Origin of the sequence: Pseudomonas sp. BS3767 (assembly GCF_900099665.1) — a bacterium.
In the GTDB taxonomy this organism is placed as follows: domain Bacteria; phylum Pseudomonadota; class Gammaproteobacteria; order Pseudomonadales; family Pseudomonadaceae; genus Aquipseudomonas; species Aquipseudomonas cerasi.
The window spans coordinates 64,520-85,372 of record NZ_FNCX01000011.1 but is presented as its reverse complement, the minus strand read 5'-3'; the positions used below and the strand labels follow the sequence as shown (position 1 = coordinate 85,372).

At 59.1% G+C, this 20,853-nt stretch carries 20 protein-coding genes; 4 read left to right on the top strand and 16 right to left on the bottom strand.

Going from position 1 to position 20,853, the window contains the following annotated elements; translation table 11 throughout:
* The gene (locus BLR16_RS24950; protein ID WP_003430758.1) at window positions 1-1,014 is read right to left on the bottom strand and encodes a LacI family DNA-binding transcriptional regulator; all 1,014 of its coding nucleotides are present in this window, start codon (window positions 1,012-1,014) and stop codon (window positions 1-3) included.
* Window positions 1,015-1,720: 706 nt separating this feature from the next.
* On the opposite strand from BLR16_RS24950, the gene BLR16_RS24940 reads away from it, so the two are divergent.
* The 3 genes from BLR16_RS24940 to BLR16_RS24930 all read left to right on the top strand — a co-directional run bounded on the left by BLR16_RS24940 (window position 1,721) and on the right by BLR16_RS24930 (window position 6,187).
* Entirely contained in the window at window positions 1,721-3,826 is a 2,106-nt protein-coding gene (locus BLR16_RS24940; protein WP_161437953.1) for an NUDIX hydrolase, read from the top strand.
* A 108-nt stretch (window positions 3,827-3,934) separates the two neighbouring features.
* The gene (locus tag BLR16_RS29395; protein WP_074809129.1) at window positions 3,935-5,218 is read left to right on the top strand and encodes a cellulase family glycosylhydrolase; all 1,284 of its coding nucleotides are present in this window, start codon (window positions 3,935-3,937) and stop codon (window positions 5,216-5,218) included.
* Window positions 5,219-5,383: 165 nt separating this feature from the next.
* Complete coding sequence (locus BLR16_RS24930; RefSeq protein ID WP_003430753.1) at window positions 5,384-6,187, top strand: type III secretion system effector phosphothreonine lyase; 804 nt, start codon at window positions 5,384-5,386, stop codon at window positions 6,185-6,187.
* A gap of 94 nt (window positions 6,188-6,281) precedes the next feature.
* On the opposite strand, the gene BLR16_RS24925 is transcribed toward BLR16_RS24930, so the two are convergent.
* The 12 genes from BLR16_RS24925 to BLR16_RS24860 all read right to left on the bottom strand — a co-directional run bounded on the left by BLR16_RS24925 (window position 6,282) and on the right by BLR16_RS24860 (window position 18,439).
* The gene (locus tag BLR16_RS24925; protein WP_003430751.1) at window positions 6,282-7,358 is read right to left on the bottom strand and encodes a protein-glutamate methylesterase/protein-glutamine glutaminase; all 1,077 of its coding nucleotides are present in this window, start codon (window positions 7,356-7,358) and stop codon (window positions 6,282-6,284) included.
* Entirely contained in the window at window positions 7,321-7,854 is a 534-nt protein-coding gene (gene cheD / locus BLR16_RS24920) for a chemoreceptor glutamine deamidase CheD (protein WP_003371235.1), read from the bottom strand. The genes BLR16_RS24925 and cheD overlap by 38 nt, the downstream gene beginning before the upstream one ends.
* Entirely contained in the window at window positions 7,851-8,660 is an 810-nt protein-coding gene (locus BLR16_RS24915; protein ID WP_003371237.1) for a CheR family methyltransferase, read from the bottom strand. Before BLR16_RS24915 ends, cheD begins: the two co-directional genes overlap by 4 nt.
* 9 nt (window positions 8,661-8,669) lie before the next feature.
* The gene (locus BLR16_RS24910) at window positions 8,670-9,209 is read right to left on the bottom strand and encodes a chemotaxis protein CheW (protein ID WP_005745466.1); all 540 of its coding nucleotides are present in this window, start codon (window positions 9,207-9,209) and stop codon (window positions 8,670-8,672) included.
* A 36-nt stretch (window positions 9,210-9,245) separates the two neighbouring features.
* Window positions 9,246-10,901, bottom strand: coding sequence for a methyl-accepting chemotaxis protein (locus BLR16_RS24905; protein ID WP_054082221.1), 1,656 nt, complete (start codon window positions 10,899-10,901; stop codon window positions 9,246-9,248).
* Between the two features lie 30 nt (window positions 10,902-10,931).
* Window positions 10,932-13,049: a chemotaxis protein CheA gene (locus BLR16_RS24900; protein ID WP_074809131.1), complete on the bottom strand. Its 2,118-nt coding sequence runs from the start codon at window positions 13,047-13,049 to the stop codon at window positions 10,932-10,934.
* A 46-nt stretch (window positions 13,050-13,095) separates the two neighbouring features.
* The gene (locus BLR16_RS24895) at window positions 13,096-13,386 is read right to left on the bottom strand and encodes an STAS domain-containing protein (protein ID WP_092194505.1); all 291 of its coding nucleotides are present in this window, start codon (window positions 13,384-13,386) and stop codon (window positions 13,096-13,098) included.
* A gap of 23 nt (window positions 13,387-13,409) precedes the next feature.
* Window positions 13,410-13,778, bottom strand: a complete 369-nt coding sequence (locus BLR16_RS24890) for a response regulator (protein ID WP_002553206.1) — start codon at window positions 13,776-13,778, stop codon at window positions 13,410-13,412.
* Between the two features lie 9 nt (window positions 13,779-13,787).
* Window positions 13,788-14,621, bottom strand: coding sequence for a methyl-accepting chemotaxis protein (locus tag BLR16_RS24885; protein ID WP_370661173.1), 834 nt, complete (start codon window positions 14,619-14,621; stop codon window positions 13,788-13,790).
* 1,143 nt (window positions 14,622-15,764) lie between these two features.
* On the bottom strand, window positions 15,765-17,063 hold the full coding sequence (locus tag BLR16_RS24875) for an NAD(P)/FAD-dependent oxidoreductase (RefSeq protein WP_074809134.1): 1,299 nt from the start codon (window positions 17,061-17,063) through the stop codon (window positions 15,765-15,767).
* Window positions 17,064-17,279: 216 nt separating this feature from the next.
* A complete protein-coding gene (locus tag BLR16_RS24865) occupies window positions 17,280-17,813 on the bottom strand; it encodes an MOSC domain-containing protein (protein ID WP_003317783.1) in 534 nt (177 codons plus the stop codon).
* Window positions 17,810-18,439: a DUF1780 domain-containing protein gene (locus BLR16_RS24860; protein ID WP_003345130.1), complete on the bottom strand. Its 630-nt coding sequence runs from the start codon at window positions 18,437-18,439 to the stop codon at window positions 17,810-17,812. Before BLR16_RS24860 ends, BLR16_RS24865 begins: the two co-directional genes overlap by 4 nt.
* Window positions 18,440-18,566: 127 nt before the next feature.
* On the opposite strand from BLR16_RS24860, the gene BLR16_RS24855 reads away from it, so the two are divergent.
* Window positions 18,567-19,028 (top strand): hypothetical protein, encoded by a 462-nt coding sequence (locus tag BLR16_RS24855; protein WP_058397529.1) that lies wholly within the window; start codon window positions 18,567-18,569, stop codon window positions 19,026-19,028.
* A 125-nt stretch (window positions 19,029-19,153) separates the two neighbouring features.
* On the opposite strand, the gene yacG is transcribed toward BLR16_RS24855, so the two are convergent.
* From yacG to BLR16_RS24840, 3 genes are read right to left on the bottom strand one after another with little or no spacing between them, the layout of a single operon-like run.
* Complete coding sequence (gene yacG / locus BLR16_RS24850; RefSeq protein ID WP_002552020.1) at window positions 19,154-19,363, bottom strand: DNA gyrase inhibitor YacG; 210 nt, start codon at window positions 19,361-19,363, stop codon at window positions 19,154-19,156.
* A complete protein-coding gene (gene coaE, locus BLR16_RS24845; protein ID WP_074809140.1) occupies window positions 19,360-19,983 on the bottom strand; it encodes a dephospho-CoA kinase in 624 nt (207 codons plus the stop codon). Before coaE ends, yacG begins: the two co-directional genes overlap by 4 nt.
* Window positions 19,980-20,852, bottom strand: a complete 873-nt coding sequence (locus tag BLR16_RS24840) for a prepilin peptidase (protein WP_074809143.1) — start codon at window positions 20,850-20,852, stop codon at window positions 19,980-19,982. The genes coaE and BLR16_RS24840 overlap by 4 nt, the downstream gene beginning before the upstream one ends.
* Between the last annotated feature and the right edge of the window lies 1 nt (window position 20,853).

The following is a 20,853-nucleotide window of genomic DNA, read 5'->3' as shown; positions in this document are numbered from 1 at the left end:
TCAGTCACTGCGCGTTGCTACCGTGCCCCGGCAGATCAACTCTACGGGTACGCGCACGACGTCCTGTGTACAGTCGCCGCCCGCCATGCGCTGCAGCAATTGCGCCACGCCGAGACGGCCAAGCTCCCTGGAGGACTGGCGGATGGTACACAGCGGTGGGGTCAGCAGACTGGCATACACGGCGTCGTCGAACCCCACCAGCGACATGGCGCCGGGCACGCTGATATTGCGCTCACGCAGGACATCGAGTACGCCCAGAGCGATGAAGTCACTGGCGGCGAAAATCGCCTCCGGAGGGTGGGGCAGGGTGAGCAGCTGAGCGGTTGCGATACGCCCGAACTCACGGCTGTAATCCCCGAAGCACAGGTATTCCGGCACCTCTGCGATGCCCGCCAGCGCCAGCGCTTCCCGGTAGCCGGCATAGCGCTCGCGGGCACTCATCAAGGCCGACGGCCCGGACACATGAGCGATGCGTCGATGGCCATGGCGGATCAGATAGTCAGTCGCCAGGCGACCACCCTGATGGTTGTCGGCGAACACTTTGGGCTGCGAGGTGCCGGGAACGTCTTCGTCGAGCAGAATGATATTGCGGTAGCTCGCCAACTGACTGGCCAGCGTGCCGTCGTCCGGACGGTTGCTGACCAGTAGCAAGCCATCGACGTTACGTGAATCCAGCCAGCGCACAAAGGTGCTTTCACGTTCAAGCAGGTTGCGGGTGACACACAGCACCAGGTTATACCCGTTGGCGGACGCCTCTTCCTCGGCCGCGTCTGCCAGCTCGGCAAAAAACGGGTTGGCGATGTCCGGCAGCACCAGACCAATGGTCTCACTGCCGCCTTTGCTCAGGCGCCGGGCCAGACTGTTGCCCCGGTAGTCCAGCGCCTTGATCGCCGTGTCGATACGTTTCGCGGTCTCCGGCGGCAGGCTGATACTTCGATTCAGGTAGCGCGACACCGCAGCCTTGGAAAGGCCGGCATGGTTGGCGACATCCTGAAGTGTTACGGGTCTGGTCATGGCGGTCGGATTTTATACCTGAAAAACGAAGCATTGACGTGAGGTGCCGGTATCTTCTCATGCGTGCCCGAACAGCCCGACGATTTTCTCTGCGGGTGACGTCGAAAAAATCCATGTGGGGCGTTGGTCGGCCAGATCTCGTTAACCTTTTGCACGTTGGCGACACGCTCTGCTCGGGCAAATGTGTGCGGTCTGGAGCTTTTAGTGGGTCACTGAATATGGCGCATTATGTATATGTTGTCGTATGACTTATGTCTGATCACTTCACACACTACGATCACGCAAGTAGCTTAGGTATTCATTGCATTGGCTTTAAGACATTCGCCACGAATGTCGATCACTTACAGTGATGGTTCTCCATTGAAGAAGTCCCTCTTGTTTGCTTAATGGAACCGCACAGCACACTGCGACACTCATTTACTCAATTTTCCAGTAAATGCGGGCGATGAGTGTTTGCGATGAATGCCATTCAGCCAATTATAAGCTCTGCTTATTTTCAATATTCTCTCGGTGATAGCGACTGGCTGCTTTCTCGGGTCTCTTCATTATCAGCAGGCGTTATCCATGAGTGGATCAACCCGAAAAGTGGCTATTTGCCTTGTGAGTATCGGTTGATGGCATTCAAGTCTGATAACGGTCCTGATGCCTGTAACTCCAGGGACGAATGTTCATCGCGTGCCGCAAGACGAACGTTCAGGAGGGCTTAATGATAAATCCCGTAAAACACAATTTCAGTCACCTTGGGTTTTCAAACGCTCAAAGTACCTCAGCACTGGGGCCTGCCAGTAATAAAGTGCCCAACTTTGTTTCGCGAGGGCGAGGCAAGGGAGTTCCAGTGGAGCAATTCAATACTGTTGAAGAGTGTCGTTTGGCGGGGCGGCAGGACAGCGTACTGGATTCGATAGACGGCAAAGAGTTCATGCGACTGCTGCAGAAGTACACGGCCTCTGAAACAACCGAAGAAGAATTTGCGGATCTGAGGGCCGCCATACCGCGCTACTCCATTGAGTTGGCCGAGTCGGATCACCCTAAAGTGCTTTATCGGGGGATATCTCTGGATGATGAGACTGCGTCGCTGTTACTGAATACCTCCAAGGGTTACCGCAGTCGCGAAATAGCCCATGGTCTTATTCACGGCCTGCGCGTGGTTAAAGGCGTTTACACCGCGACCGGGGTGGCCAGTGCCTCGACAGTGTCAGCCGTTTCGCAAGGCTTTGCGCTGGTGAACGCGAACAGGAAAAAAGAAACACCGGTTCTTTTTGTACTGAAAGCGATGCCTGCCGTTCCCGCGCTCAACCACAGTGGTGCGAAGGGGGTGACACTCAGTGAGAGCCGGTTGCCGTTATCGGTGGCCAGCAAGAGTGAACATGAAGTCATTCTGGATATCACCAACCGGTACGAGATTACGCAGGCTCGCCGGAGCGGTGAGTTCATTGTCGTCGACATGACGGTTTTAGGACGGTCCAAGAGGGGAGGTGAATTCGCTCTCGTCGAGACTGACAAATGGAAACAACTCTCTGGCGCCAAGGGCTCTAATCCAGGTGGATTGTTTCAAGCGCCCAATGGCGTTAAGTGGTATGTGAAAACCAACCCGTCTGCCAATAGGCTTCGAAACGAGGTGCTTGCCTCCAGGCTGTACCGTGCCGCAGGAATCGATGTTCCTGACATAGAGCTGGCGTCCCGCAAAGGCAAGCCCGCACTGATTTCAAAACTGATAGTAGGGAACCCCAAAGACCTCGATACGCTGGCAAAAAATAGCCAGTTGAAGTGCGGCTTTGCTGTGGATGCCTGGCTGGCGAACTGGGATGTCATCGGTCTGACGGGGGACAATGTCATCTTCAATCACCGTAACAAACCTGTGCGCATCGACCTTGGCGGCGCGCTGGTTTTCCGCGCCCAAGGGGAGCACAAGGGTAATCAGTTCGGTACCACGCCCATGGAACTGGTCACGATGCTGTCTCGTGAAGACAATTCGTCCAGTCGCGTCTTTCGGAACATCGAGCGTAATGACATCCGCGAGGGTATTGCAGCGATAGAAAAAATACCGGATGCGCGTATTGCCGCACTTTGCGCAGAGCACGGTCCTGGCAATCACAGCGAACGCATTGAGCTCGGTAAAAGACTGATCAGTCGGAAGAAGTGGCTGGTCGATATGAAGCAGACGCTTCCTTATATTCATCGCCAAAAGAACGAGCGCGGCAATGTTGTCACTGTTAAAAATCCCACGTCTCCCAGCGCTTTGGATACGTGGCGTGATCGATACGCCACAGCCGTTTTTGTACCCCACAGCGCTGTACGTGGCAGCATGAACAACCTGCCGTTCAGATCATTTACGCCCCCCAACACAATGGATGGCTGGCGCCGATTTACAACCCGGGCGGTCAACTTCACAGAGCCGGAATTTAAGCGTTCCCAGCACCTTGCTCCCGCCAGTGGAGCGATCATTTTTGAGCCCGACGGCAGGGTGTGGATCACCGAGCCGACCAATCACCCGTTCGGCGCAACGCACGCTTTTCCCAAGGGAAAGCAGGAAGCCGGTTTGAACTTGAGGACCAATGCACTCAAGGAAGTCTACGAAGAGACGGGGCTTCTGGTGAAGTTCCACGGCTTCATCGGTGACTACGACCGAACAACATCCCGAACTCGTTATTACCTTGCCAAACGGATCGATGGAACACCGTCCGATATGGGCTTTGAATCTCAAAGCGTCAAGCTGGCAAACATTACCGAGGCCAAAAGACTGCTACCCAACGCCGTGGATATTGCCATCTTGCGAGACGCAGAGCGGGCTTATCTAAAGGGCCCCTTTTAATGAATCTCCCTCTGCTTGAGCGCTGACAGACGATAAAGAGGATTTCTGAAGCCCTGCACAAAAACCCGTTCACCCAAACGCGTTACCTCCACAAAAAGGAGTAATGAAATGAGTATGAATACCTCTGTAAGCAACAACAGCCCGGGGTGGTCCCCTGTTTCATCGGGCAACCAGGCTCCGAGTCCGGACTATTCAGGTAAATCGTCGAGCAATGCCGTGCACTTTCTTCCTCCGGAAAGTACCCGGCACGCGCCGAACACGGTGAGTTGGGGGAATGGCGCGCCGACAACCGCCACCGCCGGGAATGGACGAGCAGGAGGGGGCGATCAAAGTGACTTGATCGAGGCGTTGACGACGCTGATTCAGGCGCTGCTGAAACGCTTGCTCGGTGATTCTTCCGCAAGTAATTCTTCTGCAAATAACCCTTCCGAGAACCCGTCCCCCGCTTCGTCCGGGCCAGGTCGAGCTTCTGCTTCTACCGGCAGCGCTGCCAGTTCGACGCCAGACTCAGGACTGTCTGAGCAGTCAAATCAAGCCCAACCGTTCAATAACACTGGCTTGGGTTCTCATGGCGGCGCGAATACGGTTCCTGACCGAATTGCGTCTCCTGAGGCAGCGCAAAAAATGGTCGAAGATGTGAAAAATGCCGGAGGGGAAACACTTCGCATCCAGATGACCCATGACCAGATCAATGACCCGGCGCAAATGGCCAAGCTCAAGGCGATGGTCCATGCCGGCGACAAACAAGGGGTCAGGATTCAGTTTACGTTTCGTGACAACGCCAATGGCGGTGGTGGCAACGTCTTGTCCGGCGACAAGCTCCGACAAGCCGCCGACGATGTCAAAAACGTGGTATCTGCCCTTGGAAACCATCCGAGTTTTGTACTCGATACGTTCAATGAGGGCGGCAAGAGTGCCACTCAAGGTTGGGCCGATATGCAGAGCACGCTGATCAAATCCGCCCGCGACGCAGGTTACAAAGGCGACATCGTGGTGGAGGACAGCAATTGGGGTGGTGGTCTGACAGCCGGCGGGGAAAGCGGACTGGTCAAATACGCTGATCAGTTGAAAGCCGCCAACGGCAGCAACAACCCTGGCCTGATCGGCAGCATCCATGAGTACGCCAGCGGTGCTGATGCCTCCTCGCGTCTGTCATCGGAGATCAAGGCGCTTACGAGCGCGGGCTTCAAGCCGCAAATCGGTGAAGTCGGCAACGCCAACTGGACCGGAGGCGGTAACTTCGAACAGCGCGACGGCGCCAACCAGGCCGTGAAAGACAACATGGGCGCCCTGAAAGCGGCCGGTGCCGATGTGCTGCCATGGATGGACCAGTTCGAGAACGGCAAGATCAAACACGATGTCGGTTTCTCGAAAGGCGATCAGTTTTCCTGATCCTGTTTCATGGAACCTGATGTGCCTGTTGACCACTCAGCGGGCAGCTATCTGCGAGGTCGTCAACGACCAGTGCAGAGCGGCGAGTTGGAGAGATTGCGCAGAGGCTGCGCTATCTGCGCAACCCCCTTTTTTCATGACCGATAAGTAGCAGGTATAAAAGCTATGCCTATCAACAGACCCGCCTTCAATTTAAAACTCAATACGGCAATTGCCCAGCCGACTGTGAAGAAGGATGCAGGTGCAGAATTGCGCCGTTTGAATCAGAGCGAAGTGCGTGCCAACACACAGACACGTTTTGCCGTTAATCACCGTGCCCCCACTTATGACGTCGCGCAAAGCGCGCTGGGCGAAAATCACGGTGGCTGGACTGCCGCCAATCATTTCAAGATGACGGGGTCTGAAGTCTTCATCCATATGGATCGCCTGGAGCCGAACTGCAAGGGAGAGTTTGCCGGAGACAAGATCCACCTCAGCGTGGCGCCTGAGGATGTACCGAACGCATTCAATGCGATAGGCAAAATACTGCAGGCGAGCGACAGCCCGGTGGACTCGTGGAAAGTGACTGACATGAAGTGCCTGCAGGCAGAGATGCCGGCGGCAAAGCAGCGTGTGGCGCTGGGCGCTCAGTTCACAATCTACGCCAAGCCTGACCGTGCAGATAACACCTACAGCCCAGAGTACATGGGCAAAATGAGGGGGATGATCAGCAGTATCGAACAGGAGTTGAGCGCCGCCGGTGTGAGGCAGAGCAGCCATCGCCCGGACTCCGATGTCTCCCCTGGGCACTGGAGCTATGCGTCTTACCGCAATGAGCATAAAAGCAACAGATCAGGGACTTCCAATCAGCACAGGAACCTGGAGGCAGAGCCTTTTTTCCAGTTGGTCTCATTCTCTGACGGGGCTTCAGGGTCATCCAGGTCCAGCGCTGGCCATCAGGCTTTGCTGACACCATCGTGGGCCCGATAAGGCTGTTTTTCTGAGCGCTGCCGTGCGCCCGGGGTTTCTACAGTGAAATGTGAGTGTCGAAAGAAACGCTGGCTGCACGGCGACAGCTTCGGGTTCACCGGTGCAGGATCACCTGATGAATCTCCTGCAACGGGATGATCCGCTGCGCCGCGTTCAGTTTGATCGCTTCCTTGGGCATGCCGAATACCACGCAGCTGGCTTCGTCCTGAGCCACTGTCGCGCTGCCGGCATCAAGCATTTCCTTGAGCCCGCGTGCGCCGTCGTCGCCCATGCCGGTCATGATGATGCCGGTGGCGTTCTTGCCGGCGAATTTGGCCACCGAGCGAAACAGCACGTCCACCGAAGGACGATGGCGGTTGACCAGCGGGCCGTCGATGACCTGGACGTGGTAGTAGGCGCCGCTGCGCGTGACCATCATGTGTTTGCCGCCGGGGGCGATCAACGCGAGGCCGGGCAGGATGCGGTCGTTGTTTCTGGCCTCGCGCACCTCGATCTGACTCAGGCTGTTCAGGCGTTCGGCGAACGATGCGGTGAATTTTTCCGGCATGTGCTGGACGATGACCATGCCGGGACAGACGCGGGGCAGGGCCGTCAGAACCGCTTCAAGTGCCTGTGTACCGCCTGTCGAGGTGCCGATGGCGACGATGCGTTCAGTGGTCTGCGCCATGGCATGGCCGCTGGCAGCCGGCAAAATGGCATCGGCGGTCAGTTTGCTGGCCGGGGTCAGCACCGGGGCGGCGGTGCGCTTGCCGAGGTTCCTGACGTTGGAGTTGGCTGCTGCGCGTACTGCTGCAACCAGCTCGGCAGCCGAATCGATGAGGAAGTTCTTCAGGCCGGTGGTGGGCTTGGTGATGATTTCCACCGCCCCGGCAGACAGCGCCTGCAATGAGGTTTCCGCGCCTTTCTGGGTCAGCGACGAGCAGATCACCACCGGTGTCGGCCGCTCGCTCATGATCTTCTTGAGAAAGGTGATGCCGTCCATGCGCGGCATTTCCACGTCCAGCACAATGACGTCCGGCCATTCCTGAGCGAGCTTGCTCATGGCAAATATCGGGTCTGACGCCGCACCCATCACGTGAATATCGGGGGTGTCGTTGAGAATGGCCACCAGCACCTGGCGTACCACGGCCGAATCATCGACCAGCAGTACGCTGATTTTTTTGTTTGGCATCTTTTTCCATTGCTTCCATTGGTTGGTGCCTGACCCATACGTTTCCGTCCCACAGGTCGAAGATGATGCTGCGATGGCCGGTGCTGCCCAGATCCTGAGCCATCAGCTTCAAGCGGTGCTGTTCGGCCAGCGCAAGCGCCGCATGAACGTTGCTGTCAGCGACGTTCTGCATGTGCGGGTCATGGCGATGAGCTGGAAACATTTCGCCGCCGCCAAACAGTTTGACCTGATATTCCTCCGGCAGGGTGCCATTGGCCAGCGCATGGCGAATGAGTATTTCCATCGCTTCGTCAGCGTACCTGCCGTCCAGTGGCTGATGCCTGCGTATGCGCCCGGGCAACATGAAGTGGCACATGCCGCCAATACGCCGCCACGGGTGCCAGAAGGTAATCGCCACGCATGAACCCAGCAACGTGCGCAGGCGAGTCGGCCGGGTCTGAAAGACCACTTCGCCAGGCCCCAGCACTATTTCGGCTACACCGACAGGCGTGTTCATGGTTTGCGGTAAATCGAAGGGGAGACCATTTTCAACATGTCATTTACACCGTTCAGGCTTTCTGAGTGGCTGATGATGAAATAGCCTCCTGGCTTGAGACGCGGGATCAACCGCGCCACCACTTTGCTTTTGGTTTCCTGATCGAAATAAATCATCACGTTGCGCAGGAAGATTACGTCGAACTCGCCCAGATCCGGCAGGGTGTCATTGAGATTGACCTGCACGAAACTGACCCGGCTGCGCAACGACTTGTCGATCAGGAAGGTCCCTTCCTGGCGACCTATGCCTTTCAGACAGTATTTGAACAGCAAAGGTTGCGGTAACGTCTCGGTGCGTTCCATGGGGTAGTGACCGCTGCGCGCCTTGCTCAGCACGCGGGTACTGATGTCCGAGCCGACCACTTCCCAAGGGGTTGTGCCCAGTTGTTCGGCCAGGGTCATGGCCAGGCTGTAGGGCTCTTCGCCAGACGAACTGGCAGCGCTCCAGATACGGAACATTTTGCCGTGCGTGACCTTGGGCAGCACCTGCTGACGCAGAAAATCGAAGTGCTTGGGTTCGCGGAAGAAATACGTTTCGTTGGTGGTCAGCAGGTCCAGCGCCACTTGCAGCTCGCCGTTGCGCTGATCGTTCATGATCAGCTTGAAATACTCGCCATAGTTGTCCAGCTCGTAATGCTTGAGACGCTTGAACAGGCGGCCGGCGACCAGCGCTTTCTTGGCCAGCGTCAGTTTGATGCCCGCAGCGTTGTACAGCCAGTTCTGGAACTGGCCGAATTCGCGATCGGTGAGCGACGCTGTATCAGGCATGTGCAGACCTCACGTCGCATCGACGTCGGGCGGCAGCGACTGGCTTGCCTCGGCAAGGCTGGACATTTCATCGATGGACAACACGCGGTCGACCTCAAGAACGATCACGAACTTGCCGTCGACCTTGGCCATGCCGCTGATGAAGTCGGCGCGAATTCGCGCACCGAAGTTCGGCGGCGGCTCGATCTGCGACGCCGGAATCTCCAGCACCGCCGAGACATTGTCGACCAGCAGACCGATGTCCTGCGGCTGGCCGTCCTCGCTGTTGGCCTCGATGATGATCACGCACGAACGCCGGGTGATATCCGAGTTCTGCCGCCCGAAGCGCGCCGACAGATCGACCACCGGCACCACCGCGCCGCGCAGATTGATCACCCCGCGCACGAAGGCGGGCATCATCGGCACCACCGTCAGGCTGCCGTACTCGATGATTTCCTTGATGCCCAGAATGCCGATGGCGAACATCTCGCCACCGAGCATGAAAGTCAGGTACTGCGCCTCTTCTTCGACCGTCGCTGCGGTCTGCCGAGTCGTGACCAATGAGCCCATGTCGTTCTCCCTTGGAGTCTCTATCGAAGCCGGCAATCAGAAACGGGTAAATTCCGATTCGTCCGGGGCGCCCGCCATGCTTTGCGCAAATGCCTTGCGCGGAGCCTGCTGTGGAGGGCGCGGAGGCTGACGGTTCGGGCTGTTGCGGCTGTCGAACGTAGCGTTCTGCGCGACGGCCCGTGGCGATGCGTCGAGGGTGAAGAAACTCATGGCCTGTTGCAGTTGTTCGGCCTGGCTGCTCATTTCTTCAGCTGTGGCCGCCAGTTCTTCGCTGCTCGATGCGTTTTGCTGGGTGACCTGGTTGAGCTGGGTCATGGCAGTGTTGATCTGCGCCACACCGGCTGCCTGCTCTTCCGACGCGGCACTGATTTCCTGCACAAGGTCGGAGGTCTTGTTGATCGAGGGCACCATCTCGTCCAGCAACTTGCCGGCCTTCTCGGCCATGTCCACGCTGCTCGACGACAACTCGCCGATTTCCTGCGCGGCCACCTGGCTGCGTTCGGCCAGCTTGCGCACCTCGGCGGCCACAACCGCAAACCCCTTGCCATGTTCGCCGGCACGCGCGGCTTCGATGGCAGCGTTGAGGGCGAGCAGGTTGGTCTGGTAAGCGATGTCGTCGATGATGCTGATGCGCTGGGCGATTTTCTTCATCGCCACAACGGTCTGCTGCACCGATTCTCCGCCATCGGTGGCCTCCTTGGCGGCCTTGCTGGCCATGCCATCGGTGACTTTGGCGTTCTCGGTGTTCTGGTTGATGCTGGCGCTCATCTGCTCGACCGACGCGCTGGTCTCTTCGACGCTGGCGGCCTGTTCGCTGGTGGCCTGGCTCATCGACTGAGCGGTGGCGCTGACTTCTTCCGAGGCACTGGCCAGGTTGTCGGCGGCATTACGCACTTCGCCGATGATGTGCGACAGCTTGCCGACCATGTTGCGCATGGCGTTGAGCACCATGCCGGTCTCGTCCTTGGAACCGTGGCCGATGTGGGCGTTGAGGTTGCCCTCTGCCAGCTGCTCGGCGGCCGTTGCAGCCTCTTTCAGCGGGCGGGAGATGATCCGGGCGATGAACAGCGCCAGGCCGAGACCGATCAACAAGGCTGCAACCAGCACGACGACGATCGAGATGCGTGCGTTTTCGTACAGCGTGGTGCCTTTGTCACCAGCAGCAGTCGCCCCGGCGTCGTTGAGCTCGACCATTTTTTGCAACTGACTGGTCACTTCGTCGAAATGCGTTTTGGACTCGCCCTTCAGCAGCGCTCGTGCCTGGGCTTCGAGGCCCTGACGGGACATGTCGAACAACTCGTTGCTGCTCTTGAGGTACGCAGCCCATGTCGAGGTAACGCCATTGAACAGTTGGCGATCTTCGTCACTGACCACCAGCTTGTCATAGGTGGCCAGGCGGGTTTCGAACTGTTTGCGAGAGTCTGCGGCTTCAAGCTCCATCTGCGCCTTTTCCTGGGCGGTGTCGGCTGCAATATGGCGGTTTTCCTTCAAGCGATAGTTGGCGGCGAAGAAGCGCATGCCCGAAGCCGCGCGCATGGACGGCATCCAGTTTTCCTTGATGTCCTGAGCGGCCTGGTTGACCTGGCCGAGCTGGATGATGGCAAAGACTCCCATGGCCGCGGTCAACGCCAGAACCACCAGAAACGAGGTAATCAGCTTGGTGGAAATCTTCAGATCGTAGAACCATTTCATTGAAGTAACTCCTTGGGAATTGCGAATCCGTCAGCGAGAAGTGGGCAACAGGGATTGAGGCGCCTGGGTCGAGCGGGCCTCCATGTGTACGATCTGGTTAAGCAGGGCGGGTATGTCGAGAATCAACGCCACCGCGCCGCTGCCCAGAATCGTCGAGCCGCTGATGCCGCGCAGCGCGCCGAACAGCTTGCCCAGAGGTTTGATAACGGTTTGGAACTCGCCAAGCAGGTCATCGACCACCAGACCGGCCTTGTGCTCGGCGTAACGCACCACCACCACGTTCTGGCGCCTGGCGGCCGGGCCTTCATGATTGAAGTGGTCACGCAGGTAGACCAGCGGCAGCACTTCGCCACGCAGGTCCAGGTAGCCGCTGTCGCGGGTCAACTGCCGGTTGTGTTCGTCCAGCTCGATGCATTCCTGCACCATGTCCAGCGGGATTACGTACGTCGACTGATCGATACCGACCAGAAAACCGTTGATGATCGCCAGCGTCAGCGGCAGGCGGATGCGCACGATGGTGCCCTGACCGGGCTGACTGTCCAGATCCACCGTGCCGCGCAGCAAGGTGATGTTGCGCTTGACCACGTCCATGCCGACACCGCGCCCCGAAAGGTTGGTGACGGCCTCGGCAGTGGAAAAACCTGGCTCGAAAATCAGGTTGTAGATTTCCTGATCGGTGAGGCTTGCGCCGGCCGCCACCAGTCCGCGTTGCTGGGCCTTGTCGAGGATGCGCTCGCGGTTGAGTCCGGCCCCGTCGTCGGCGATTTCAATGACGATGCTGCCCGAGTCGTGGTACGCGTTGAGGCTCAAATGACCTTTGGCCGGTTTGCCTGCTGCGCGACGTGCTTCGGCGCTCTCGATGCCGTGGTCCATGGAGTTGCGCAGCAGGTGCATGAGCGGGTCGCCGATCTTTTCGACGACGGTCTTGTCCAGTTCGGTCTCCGCACCATTGATGATCAGGTCAATGTCCTTGCCCAGTTCCTGGCTGACATCGCGCACCACACGGCGGAAGCGATTGAAGGTATCGCCGATGGGGATCATGCGCAGGTGCAGCGCGCCATCCAGAATCTGCTCGACCAGCCCCGATACGGTGGAACTGGCTTCCTGAAGCGGGTCGTTGTCGCACGACTTGGCCAGCAGGCTGGCACCAGCGCTGGCAATGACCAGCTCGCCGACCAGATTGATCAACTCGTCGAGCTTGTCGGCGTTGACCCGCACATAGCGGCCATCCTTGTTTTTCTGCTCGCTGGCCGAAGCGGGGCGCTCTACAACGGTTGCCGTTGCCGTTGCCGTTGCGGGCGTACGAGGCACTGCGCGCTGATCGCCCAGCAGTTCGCCGCTGGCCACCAGAGGGCTGTGCTCGGGCTGCGAGACCAGTTCGGTGCCGGTAGGCTCAAGGTGGTCTGGCGTCTCGTTCACCGGGGTGATTTCCACGGCGCAGTCTTCACGCACGAAATCGAAGACTTCGTTGATCGCGGCGTGCCCGGCAGCAGAGCGGAAATCGATCTCGAAACCCAAGTGGCAGGATTCCGGGTCCCACGCCTCAACTGCCGGAATACTGTCGGTTACCGTCGTGACCTGGACCATCTGCCCCAGGGTATTGAGGTAGCGCAGGAACGACAGCGGGTCCATGCCGTTGCGAAAAACATCCACGCCAAAGCGCAGCGAGATATGCCAGAGCACTTCAGCTGACTGTTCATCATCACTGACGACCGACGCACTGGTGCTGTCAGCGGCCCCGGCGCTGGCCGGTGCCTGGAAGACCTGCAATGCCTGACGCAACGCCACCTCACGCTCCAGGGCAGGCGGCTGCAACTGCTCGCCACGGCTGGCAACCACGTCGATCAACTCAAGCATGTGATCGCCGGATTTGAGCAGCACGGCGATCAGCTCGGCGCTTACCGAAACGCTGCCTTCACGCAGACGATCCAGCACGTCTTCGACGATGTGAGTAAAACTGACGATAGGCGTCAGCCCGAACAGTCCGGCCGAGCCTTTGATGGTGTGCGCTGCGCGGAAAACCGCGCCGATCGCGTCCTGGTCGCCGGGCTCGCTTTCGAGTTGCAGGAGGGATTCCTCCATGGCCTGCAACAGCTCACGCGCTTCAACGATGAACGTCTGCTGTGCCTGATCGAGATTAATACTCACGATGACTTCCTTGATCGATCACTGGGCCGTACTGCAAATGGACGCGCTACAGCACCACACCCGGATTACATAACTCGAAGGTTTCGCTGACCGCCTTGCTTTGCCCGGTCAGGTGCAGCGAAGTCCCGGTCTTGCCGGCTTCGCGCTGAATCACTGCCAGCAGTTGCAGGCCGGCGCCGTCCATCTCGGTGACCTGTGAAAGATCAACCTCCAGGCGTGTAGCAGCGCCGATCTGTGGCAGTAATCTGGCGGCCAGTTCGGTCACGGTGTAGATCGTCAACTCGCCGTCTATCTGCACGCGTGCAGTGTCGTTGGTGCTCTCGTCTGGCGTGGGCATGCTGGCCTCCAGGGGCCTGAGTCTCAGGGCAGGATCAGCTTGGAAACCGCTGCGAGCATTTGTGCCGGCTGAAACGGTTTGACGACCCACGCCTTGGCGCCTGCGGCCTGACCTTCGGCCTTTTTCGATTCCTGGGATTCGGTGGTCAGCATGATGATGGGCGTGAACTTGTAGCTGGCCAGCTTCTTCACTTCCTTGACGAAAGTGATGCCGTCCATGTTCGGCATGTTCACGTCGCTGATGATCAGGTGCACTTTCTGCCCGGTGAGCTTGCCCAGTGCATCCTTCCCGTCACAGGCTTCGATAACGTCGTATCCGGCACTCTTCAGCGCGATACCGACGACTTGCCGGACGCTGCTTGAATCGTCGACCACCAATACACTCTTAGCCATGATTTACTCCTAGAAAAACGTGATTTCCTGCGAATCCTGCTGTGCTGCCGATTCACCTCGGTGAGTGCGACGCTGCTCGTCGGTCGCGTAGGTGGACTCCATGCGCGCCAGCCATTGCCGGGCGTCGATGGCGACCGCCTCATCAGGGGATTGGCTAGCCTGCAGAAGGTGCGCGTGCAACGAGTCGATGTTGTCGCGTACGTGGGCGAGAATCTGGCTGACCCGGTCCTGAAACTGCAGGTTCACCAGGACCTCGGTCATTTCGTCGCGAATCCCGTAGCTCTCCTGCTTGAGCAGGTCGGCGGACTCGGCCAGGCGACCGGTGATGCTCTGGAAGCGCTCCAGTACGTTCTGAATGCTTTGCTCGGAAGCGGCCACCGAATGGCTGTCCTGATCGGCGCCGCTCGATGCAGCCTGCACCAGCTGGGTGATGGCGTTGTTGATGATGTCGACCTTGGCGGACATCTGCTGACCGGTTTCGCTGGACTTGCTCGACAGGCTGCGCACCGCGTCGGCCACCACGGCAAAGCCACGGCCCGCTTCACCGGCACGCGCCGCCTCGATGGCCGCGTTGAGGGCCAGCAGGTTGGTCTGTGCGGCAATCGCTGCAACGTCGGCGGCCATGGTGCGTAATTCGCCGGTGTAGGCGGTGAGGCTGCGCACCTGGGAGAGCGTCTGGTCGCGGCTGGCCTGGGTGGATTTGAGCGAGTCGATTACCCGGCTTAGTTCGCTGTCGCTCTGCGACAACACTTTCAGCGCACCGTCGGCGTTCTGACCGTCCAGTTCACCGGCAGCGTGCTGCGACGCCTGCACGGTTTCCTGCAGGCGCTCGGAAATGCCCATGAAACGCGTGCTCAGCTCGACGATGGCGGTTTCGGTCTGCTGGCGCGAGCTCTCGACCTGCTTGGCCCAGATCGGCATGGCACCAAGGAGGATTTCATTGAACTGGGCGCTGGAGGCCATGGCGCTGCTTTGAGCGCTATGTGCCTGATGATGGTCCAGCGCCTGAGCCACTGCGTGGCGCACTTCGTTCTGCTGTGAGCGGGCAGACCAGGCACAAGCGCCGAAACCGATCACCAGCAATGCAGCGCAAGCCACCAGATTGTCGGTGCCCATGCCGAACTGAGAGAGAATCCAGGCAATGGCGGGGACGACGGGAATGAGTGAGAACCAGATGAAACGCGGATGACGTTGCGCAGGAGTGCTACTGAATTGATTCGACATCATGGGTTCGATCCCTGAACAGTGCAGCGTTGTACACGACTCAATGGTTATCTGCGCGCTGCAGACAAACTTGATAACAGTACGAGAGCCTTCCGTCCGATTGCTTGGCGCACAACCCGATCCTGTTAAAAATAGCGGGTATTCGGGGCACCGCAAGTCGGCGCAGCAAACGCGTTGGCAGAACAGTCGGATTCACTTAGGAGAGGACGCAGAGCGTCCGGAACGGCATGCGACGCAGAGCGCCGCACGATAGTGAGATGATCGTTCCTCACGCTCCAGCGTGGGAATGCATTTCACGACGCTCTGCGTCGCAAGAGGACGCAGAGCGTCCGGAACGGCATGCGACGCAGAGCGCCGCACGATAGTGAGATGATCGTTCCTCACGCTCCAGCGTGGGAATGCAGTTCACGACGCTCTGCGTCGCAACAGGACGCGGAACGTCCGGAATGGCATGCGACGCAGAGCGCCGCACGATAGTGAGATGATCGTTCCTCACGCTCCAGCGTGGGAATGCATTTCACGACGCTCTGCGTCGCAAGAGGACGCGGAACGTCCGGAATGGCATGCGACGCAGAGCGCCGCACGATAGTGAGGTGATCGGTCCTCACGCTCCAGCGTGGGAATGCATTTCACGACGCTCTGCGTCGCAAGTTCTACGCTGCGTCGCACAGTCAAGAGCGAACGCAGCGCGTCCAGAACGGCATGCCCACGCGAAGCACGGGCACGGCGGTGTTCTCCCGTACGCCTCTCGTCTGGCGTACCTTAGTGCAGCTTCATCCTCGGCTCGGTGCCTTTGCCGATCTTGCTGCCCAGCATTAGCATCAAGGTACGGAAGGTGCCGTACAGCGCCATCTGGTGCATGCGGTACAGCGATACATAGAACATGCGCGCCAGCCAGCCTTCAAGCATCACGCTGCCCATCAGGTTACCCATCAGATTGCCGACCGCCGAGAAGCTCGACAGCGAGATCAGCGAGCCGTAGTCCTTGTAGGTGTACTCAGGCAACGTCTTGCCTTCGATCCGTAAGCGCAGCGATTTGACCAGCAAGGACGCCTGCTGGTGGGCGGCCTGAGCGCGCGGCGGGACGTTGCGGTCGGTGCCTTTTTGCGGGCAGGCCGCGCAGTCACCGAAGGCGAAGATATTTTCGTCACGGGTGGTTTGCAGCGTCGGCAGCACTTGCAACTGATTGATCCGGTTGCTTTCCAGGCCATCCAGTTCCTGCAGGAAGGCCGGGGCACGGATACCTGCCGCCCAGACCTTCAAGCTCGCCGGAATGACCTGCCCGGTAGCAGTGATCAAACCATCAGCCGTCACTTCACTGACTGCTGCATTGGTCAGCACCGTCACGCCGAGTTTTTCCAGCGTCTTGTGCACCGGCGCGCCGATGCGCTCAGGCAGCGCGGGCAACACCCGTGGACCGGCTTCGATCACCGTGATGCGCAGGTTTTCCGGCTTGATCTGGCCCAGCCCGTAAGCCGCCAGTTCATGCGCCGCGTTGTGCAGTTCTGCCGCCAGCTCGACACCGGTTGCACCGGCACCCACGATGGCCACGGTGATTTCCTGTGCGCTGTCGGCCTGGCCGGCGTGGGCGCGCAGGTAGTGGTTGAGCAGTTGCTGGTGAAAGCGCTCGGCCTGTTTGCGGCTGTCGAGAAACAGGCAGTGTTCTGCCGCGCCCGTGGTACCGAAGTCGTTGGTGGTGCTGCCCACGGCGATGACCAGCGAGTCGTAACCCAGGCTGCGTGCCGGAACCAGTTCTGCACCGTTTTCATCCAGCGTCTCGGCCAGATGAATCTGGCGGCTGGCGCGATCCAGCCCGGTCATGCGCCCGAGCTGAAACTGAAAGTTGTTCCACTTGGCCTGAGCCACGTAGTTCAGCTCGTCCTCATACGAGTTGAGCGAACCGGCAGCCACTTCGTGCAACAGCGGTTTCCAGATATGCGTCAGGTTGGCATCAACCAGCGTGACACTGGCCGTGCCTTTCTTGCCCAGGGTCTTGCCCAGACTGGTAGCCAGCTCCAGACCGCCAGCGCCTCCGCCAACGATAACAATACGATGCGTCATAAGGATTACTCGGAAGGTTTAAGGAATTCGGGGGGAGCTCGATCTTCGCGAGCGCAAGGCAGCTCATAGCGTCAGAAGGCTCAATAAAGGGTTCATCACCACACTGTCCGGTTCAGGAGCGGCCTGCGCTCGACTGGATGCCGGTGTGCCTGAAGGTACTCTTCGACACACCTTTGCGGTTCCGGGTTCAGGTGTCTGCTCAATTTATCCGTTGTCTCAGGCGTGCTGTCGGGCAGGGGGCCAGGGATCGGTGATTTCCAGCGGCTCGACCTGCAGCGTATCGTCCAGGCGGATGATGCCGCTTTGTAACACTCGCGCGGTGATTCCACCATGCCCGCGCACCGCCTGGAACGTCCCGTGACCAAGGCGCTGCTCAAGTCGCGCACACGGCTGACACCAGCCGGTGGTTTCGAATATCGCCTGACCGATCCGGAAGCGTCGATTCTTCAGGCTGAACAGGTTGATGCCACTGATCACCAGATTGCGCCGCAAATCCTGCGGCACGATGGGGTTATCCGCCGCGCGGTTCAGCAACGAGCCAACCACCGCCAGATGTTCCCACTGGATCAGCGTCACCTGCCGCGCATTGCGCGGGCCGGGCCGCGAGTGATCGCCGGTCAGACCCGCTTCGCGACGCGCTTCCACGGCATCCAGCTCGATCATCTCGACCCGCGATTGCGGACGCACGCCTATCCAGCGCACGCGACCTTGTTGCGGCACATCGGCCAGCAGTTCCTGCAAGGGGCTCATAAACTGATTCCAACATCGAAAACGACACTGCGCCCCAGATTGGTACGCAGAAAATCCGGTGCGCCGGGATGCGCGAACAATACCCGAGCGAAGGTCGGCCCCACCAGCGACAACGAGCGCCAGCCCTGACGCAGGTATTCGGTCGGTGGTGGAAAGTGACTGTTGAGGTCCAGCACCTCGCGCTTGAGGCTGGCGAAGGCAATGATATCCAGCCCGCCCAAGTCGATGCCGCGTTCGCGATAATTGGTGGATTTCTTGCGCAGGGTAGGGGCAAGTCGGTGCAGCAGTTCAGAGGCCGGAATCCGCTTGGGCTTGGCCTCCCGACGTACCAGTTGGCTCAACGAGAACGCACTTCGTCGTCGCGCCAGTTCCTCGCGCCACTCGTCATTGAGACGCCGCCCCTCATCCAGCACGAAAAACACCTCGAAGCGCCCGTCACGAAACAGCACATCCGGCGGCTCCTGACTGGCAGGCGTGAAGTCCTCATTGCGATGCGCAATGTTCAGCCCCTGCAACAGGCGCTGACAAACCCAACGCTCACGCTCCCACTTCCGCGCATTGGAAAGAAAGGCGTTGGCTTGTTCGGCCTGGATCGTCAACAGGCGCAGGTAGTCTGAGTCATCCATAGGGCCAAGCTTAGCGTTCAAGTTGCCATGACTGGAAGAGTGAATGCAGGGGTGTAGACTGGCAATTCATTTTTTGATCGCTTGCGAAAAAATGCCCGCAGGCGCCGTTTTTATCGAGGATCGACCTGTGAAGCTTCTGCCCATTCTGCTGCTTGCCTTGCTGCCCCTCACCGCCAACGCCCTGCAAGTCGGCGAGCGTCTGTCTTCCTGGACACTGCTCGATCAATACGACCAGCCCTACACCCTGAACAACCAGACACAAACCCTGCTGGTCGCACGCAGCATGGACGCCGCGAAACTAGTCAACGCTGCCCTTCAGGACAAGCCAAAAGGCTTTCTGGAATCACGCCACACGGTGTATGTCGCTGACATCCAGAAAATGCCAACCATCATCGCCAAAATGTTCGCCATCCCCAAAATGCGCGATTACAGCTACCGCGTAATGCTCGATCGAGACGCGCGCATCGTGCCGCAGTACGCAGGCGATGACGATAAAGTGCTGTGGTTACAGTTGCGCGACGGGCAGTTGGTCAGCCAGCAACAGTTTGGCAGTGCTGATGCGTTGAGGGCTGCGTTGGAGCATAAATAATCGCGGGACATTAGCGTCGTGGGAGCGAGCTTGCTCGCGAAAGGGCCATCACAGGCGTCCTGAGATGCGGCTGAAAGATAGCCCTCGTAGTTGCGTAAAGCGAGTTGCTTCACATCGACGTGTTATCAATGTCCCCTGTGCGGAGCCTCCAGATCACCCGAGAACAACTCATCCTCGGCATCCGGGCTCACCGGGATCGCATGCTCTTCAGAAGCCCAGGCTCCCAGGTCGATCAGTTTGCAGCGCTCGGAGCAGAACGGGCGGCTCGGACTGGCTGCGCTCCATTCCACCGGGGCGTCGCAGGTTGGGCATTGAACGGTCATTGGTTGGCTCATGATTGGCCTCCACGCAAAGTAAGGTAAAAGTGGTGCAGCCGCTCGACTTCGCTGGTAAGCCAGGCGTGATCGCGGTCGTTGACCAGCACATCATTGGCATGACGCAGGCGGTCTTCACGCTGGATCTGCACCTTGAGAATGGCTTCGACCTGCTCCTGGCTGGAGCTGTCGCGCAGCATGGTGCGTTCTATCTGCAGGTGCGGCGGAGCATCGATCACCAGCAGCCTCTGGACCATGCGGTATTGCCCGGACTCGACCAGCAGTGGCGAGACCAGAATGGCATACGGCGATTTGGCCTTGGCCAGATGGCTGACGATTTCCTGATTGATCAGCGGATGCAGCAGCGCTTCCAGCCAGCGCCGCTGCTCGGGGTTTTCGAAGATCAGCTTGCGCAGCGCGCCTCGATCCAGCTCGCCGCTGGTCTGCAACACGCCTTTACCGAAGTGCGCCGCTATCTGCTCCAGCGCCGGGCGCCCGGGCTCGACTACCCAGCGGGCGGCATGATCGGCATCCACAGTGTCGACGCCAAGGTCGCTAAAACACTTCGCCGCTGCACTTTTACCGCTACCGATGCCGCCAGTCAGGCCAAGAATCCAGGGTTTTTCATCAGGGTGAGTCATCTGAAACCGGCAAACTGCATGTAAGAGTCGGTTATTTGACCACCCCAGAGCAAAGCGATCCACCCCGCAATGGCCAGATAAGGACCAAAGGGGATCGGCGTACCGCTTTCGACCCTGCGCACACGCATCATGATCACCCCGAGCACCGCGCCCACCAGCGACGATAACAGGATGGTCAATGGCAAAATCTGCCAACCGCCCCACGCGCCAAGCATGGCCAGCAACTTGAAGTCGCCATAACCCATGCCTTCCTTGCCGGTCACCAGCTTGAACAGCCAGAACACCGACCACAGCGCCAGATAGCCGGCCACCGCTCCCCACAGCGCATCGTTAAGCGAGGTAAACAGCCCGAAAGCGTTGACGATCAGGCCCAGCCACAGCAGTGGCAGCACCAGAGAATCAGGCAACAGTTGGTGATCGGCATCGATCAGACTCATCGCCAGCAGCCCCCAGCTCAGTACAAGCATCGCCGCCGCCTGCCAATCAAAGCCGAAATGCCAGGCCACGTAGGCTGATAGCACTGCGCAGGTCAGCTCGACCAGCGGGTAACGTTTGCTGATCGGCGCTTTGCACTGCGAACATTTACCGCGCAGCAGCAGATAGCTGATCACCGGCAGGTTTTCCCATGGGCGGATTTTGTGTGCGCAATGCGGGCAGCTGGAACGGGGGCGGTTCAGATTGAAGATGGGTTGATCGGGTTCGGCGGGCAGGCCGAGCAGTTCACGGGATTGGGCTTTCCAGTCGCGCTCCATCATTTTGGGGAGGCGGTAGACGACTACGTTGAGGAAGCTTCCGATGATCAGGCCGAGGATGCAGCAGGTGGTGACGAAGGCCAGAGGGGAGCTGGCCAGTAGGTCGAGGAGGGGCATG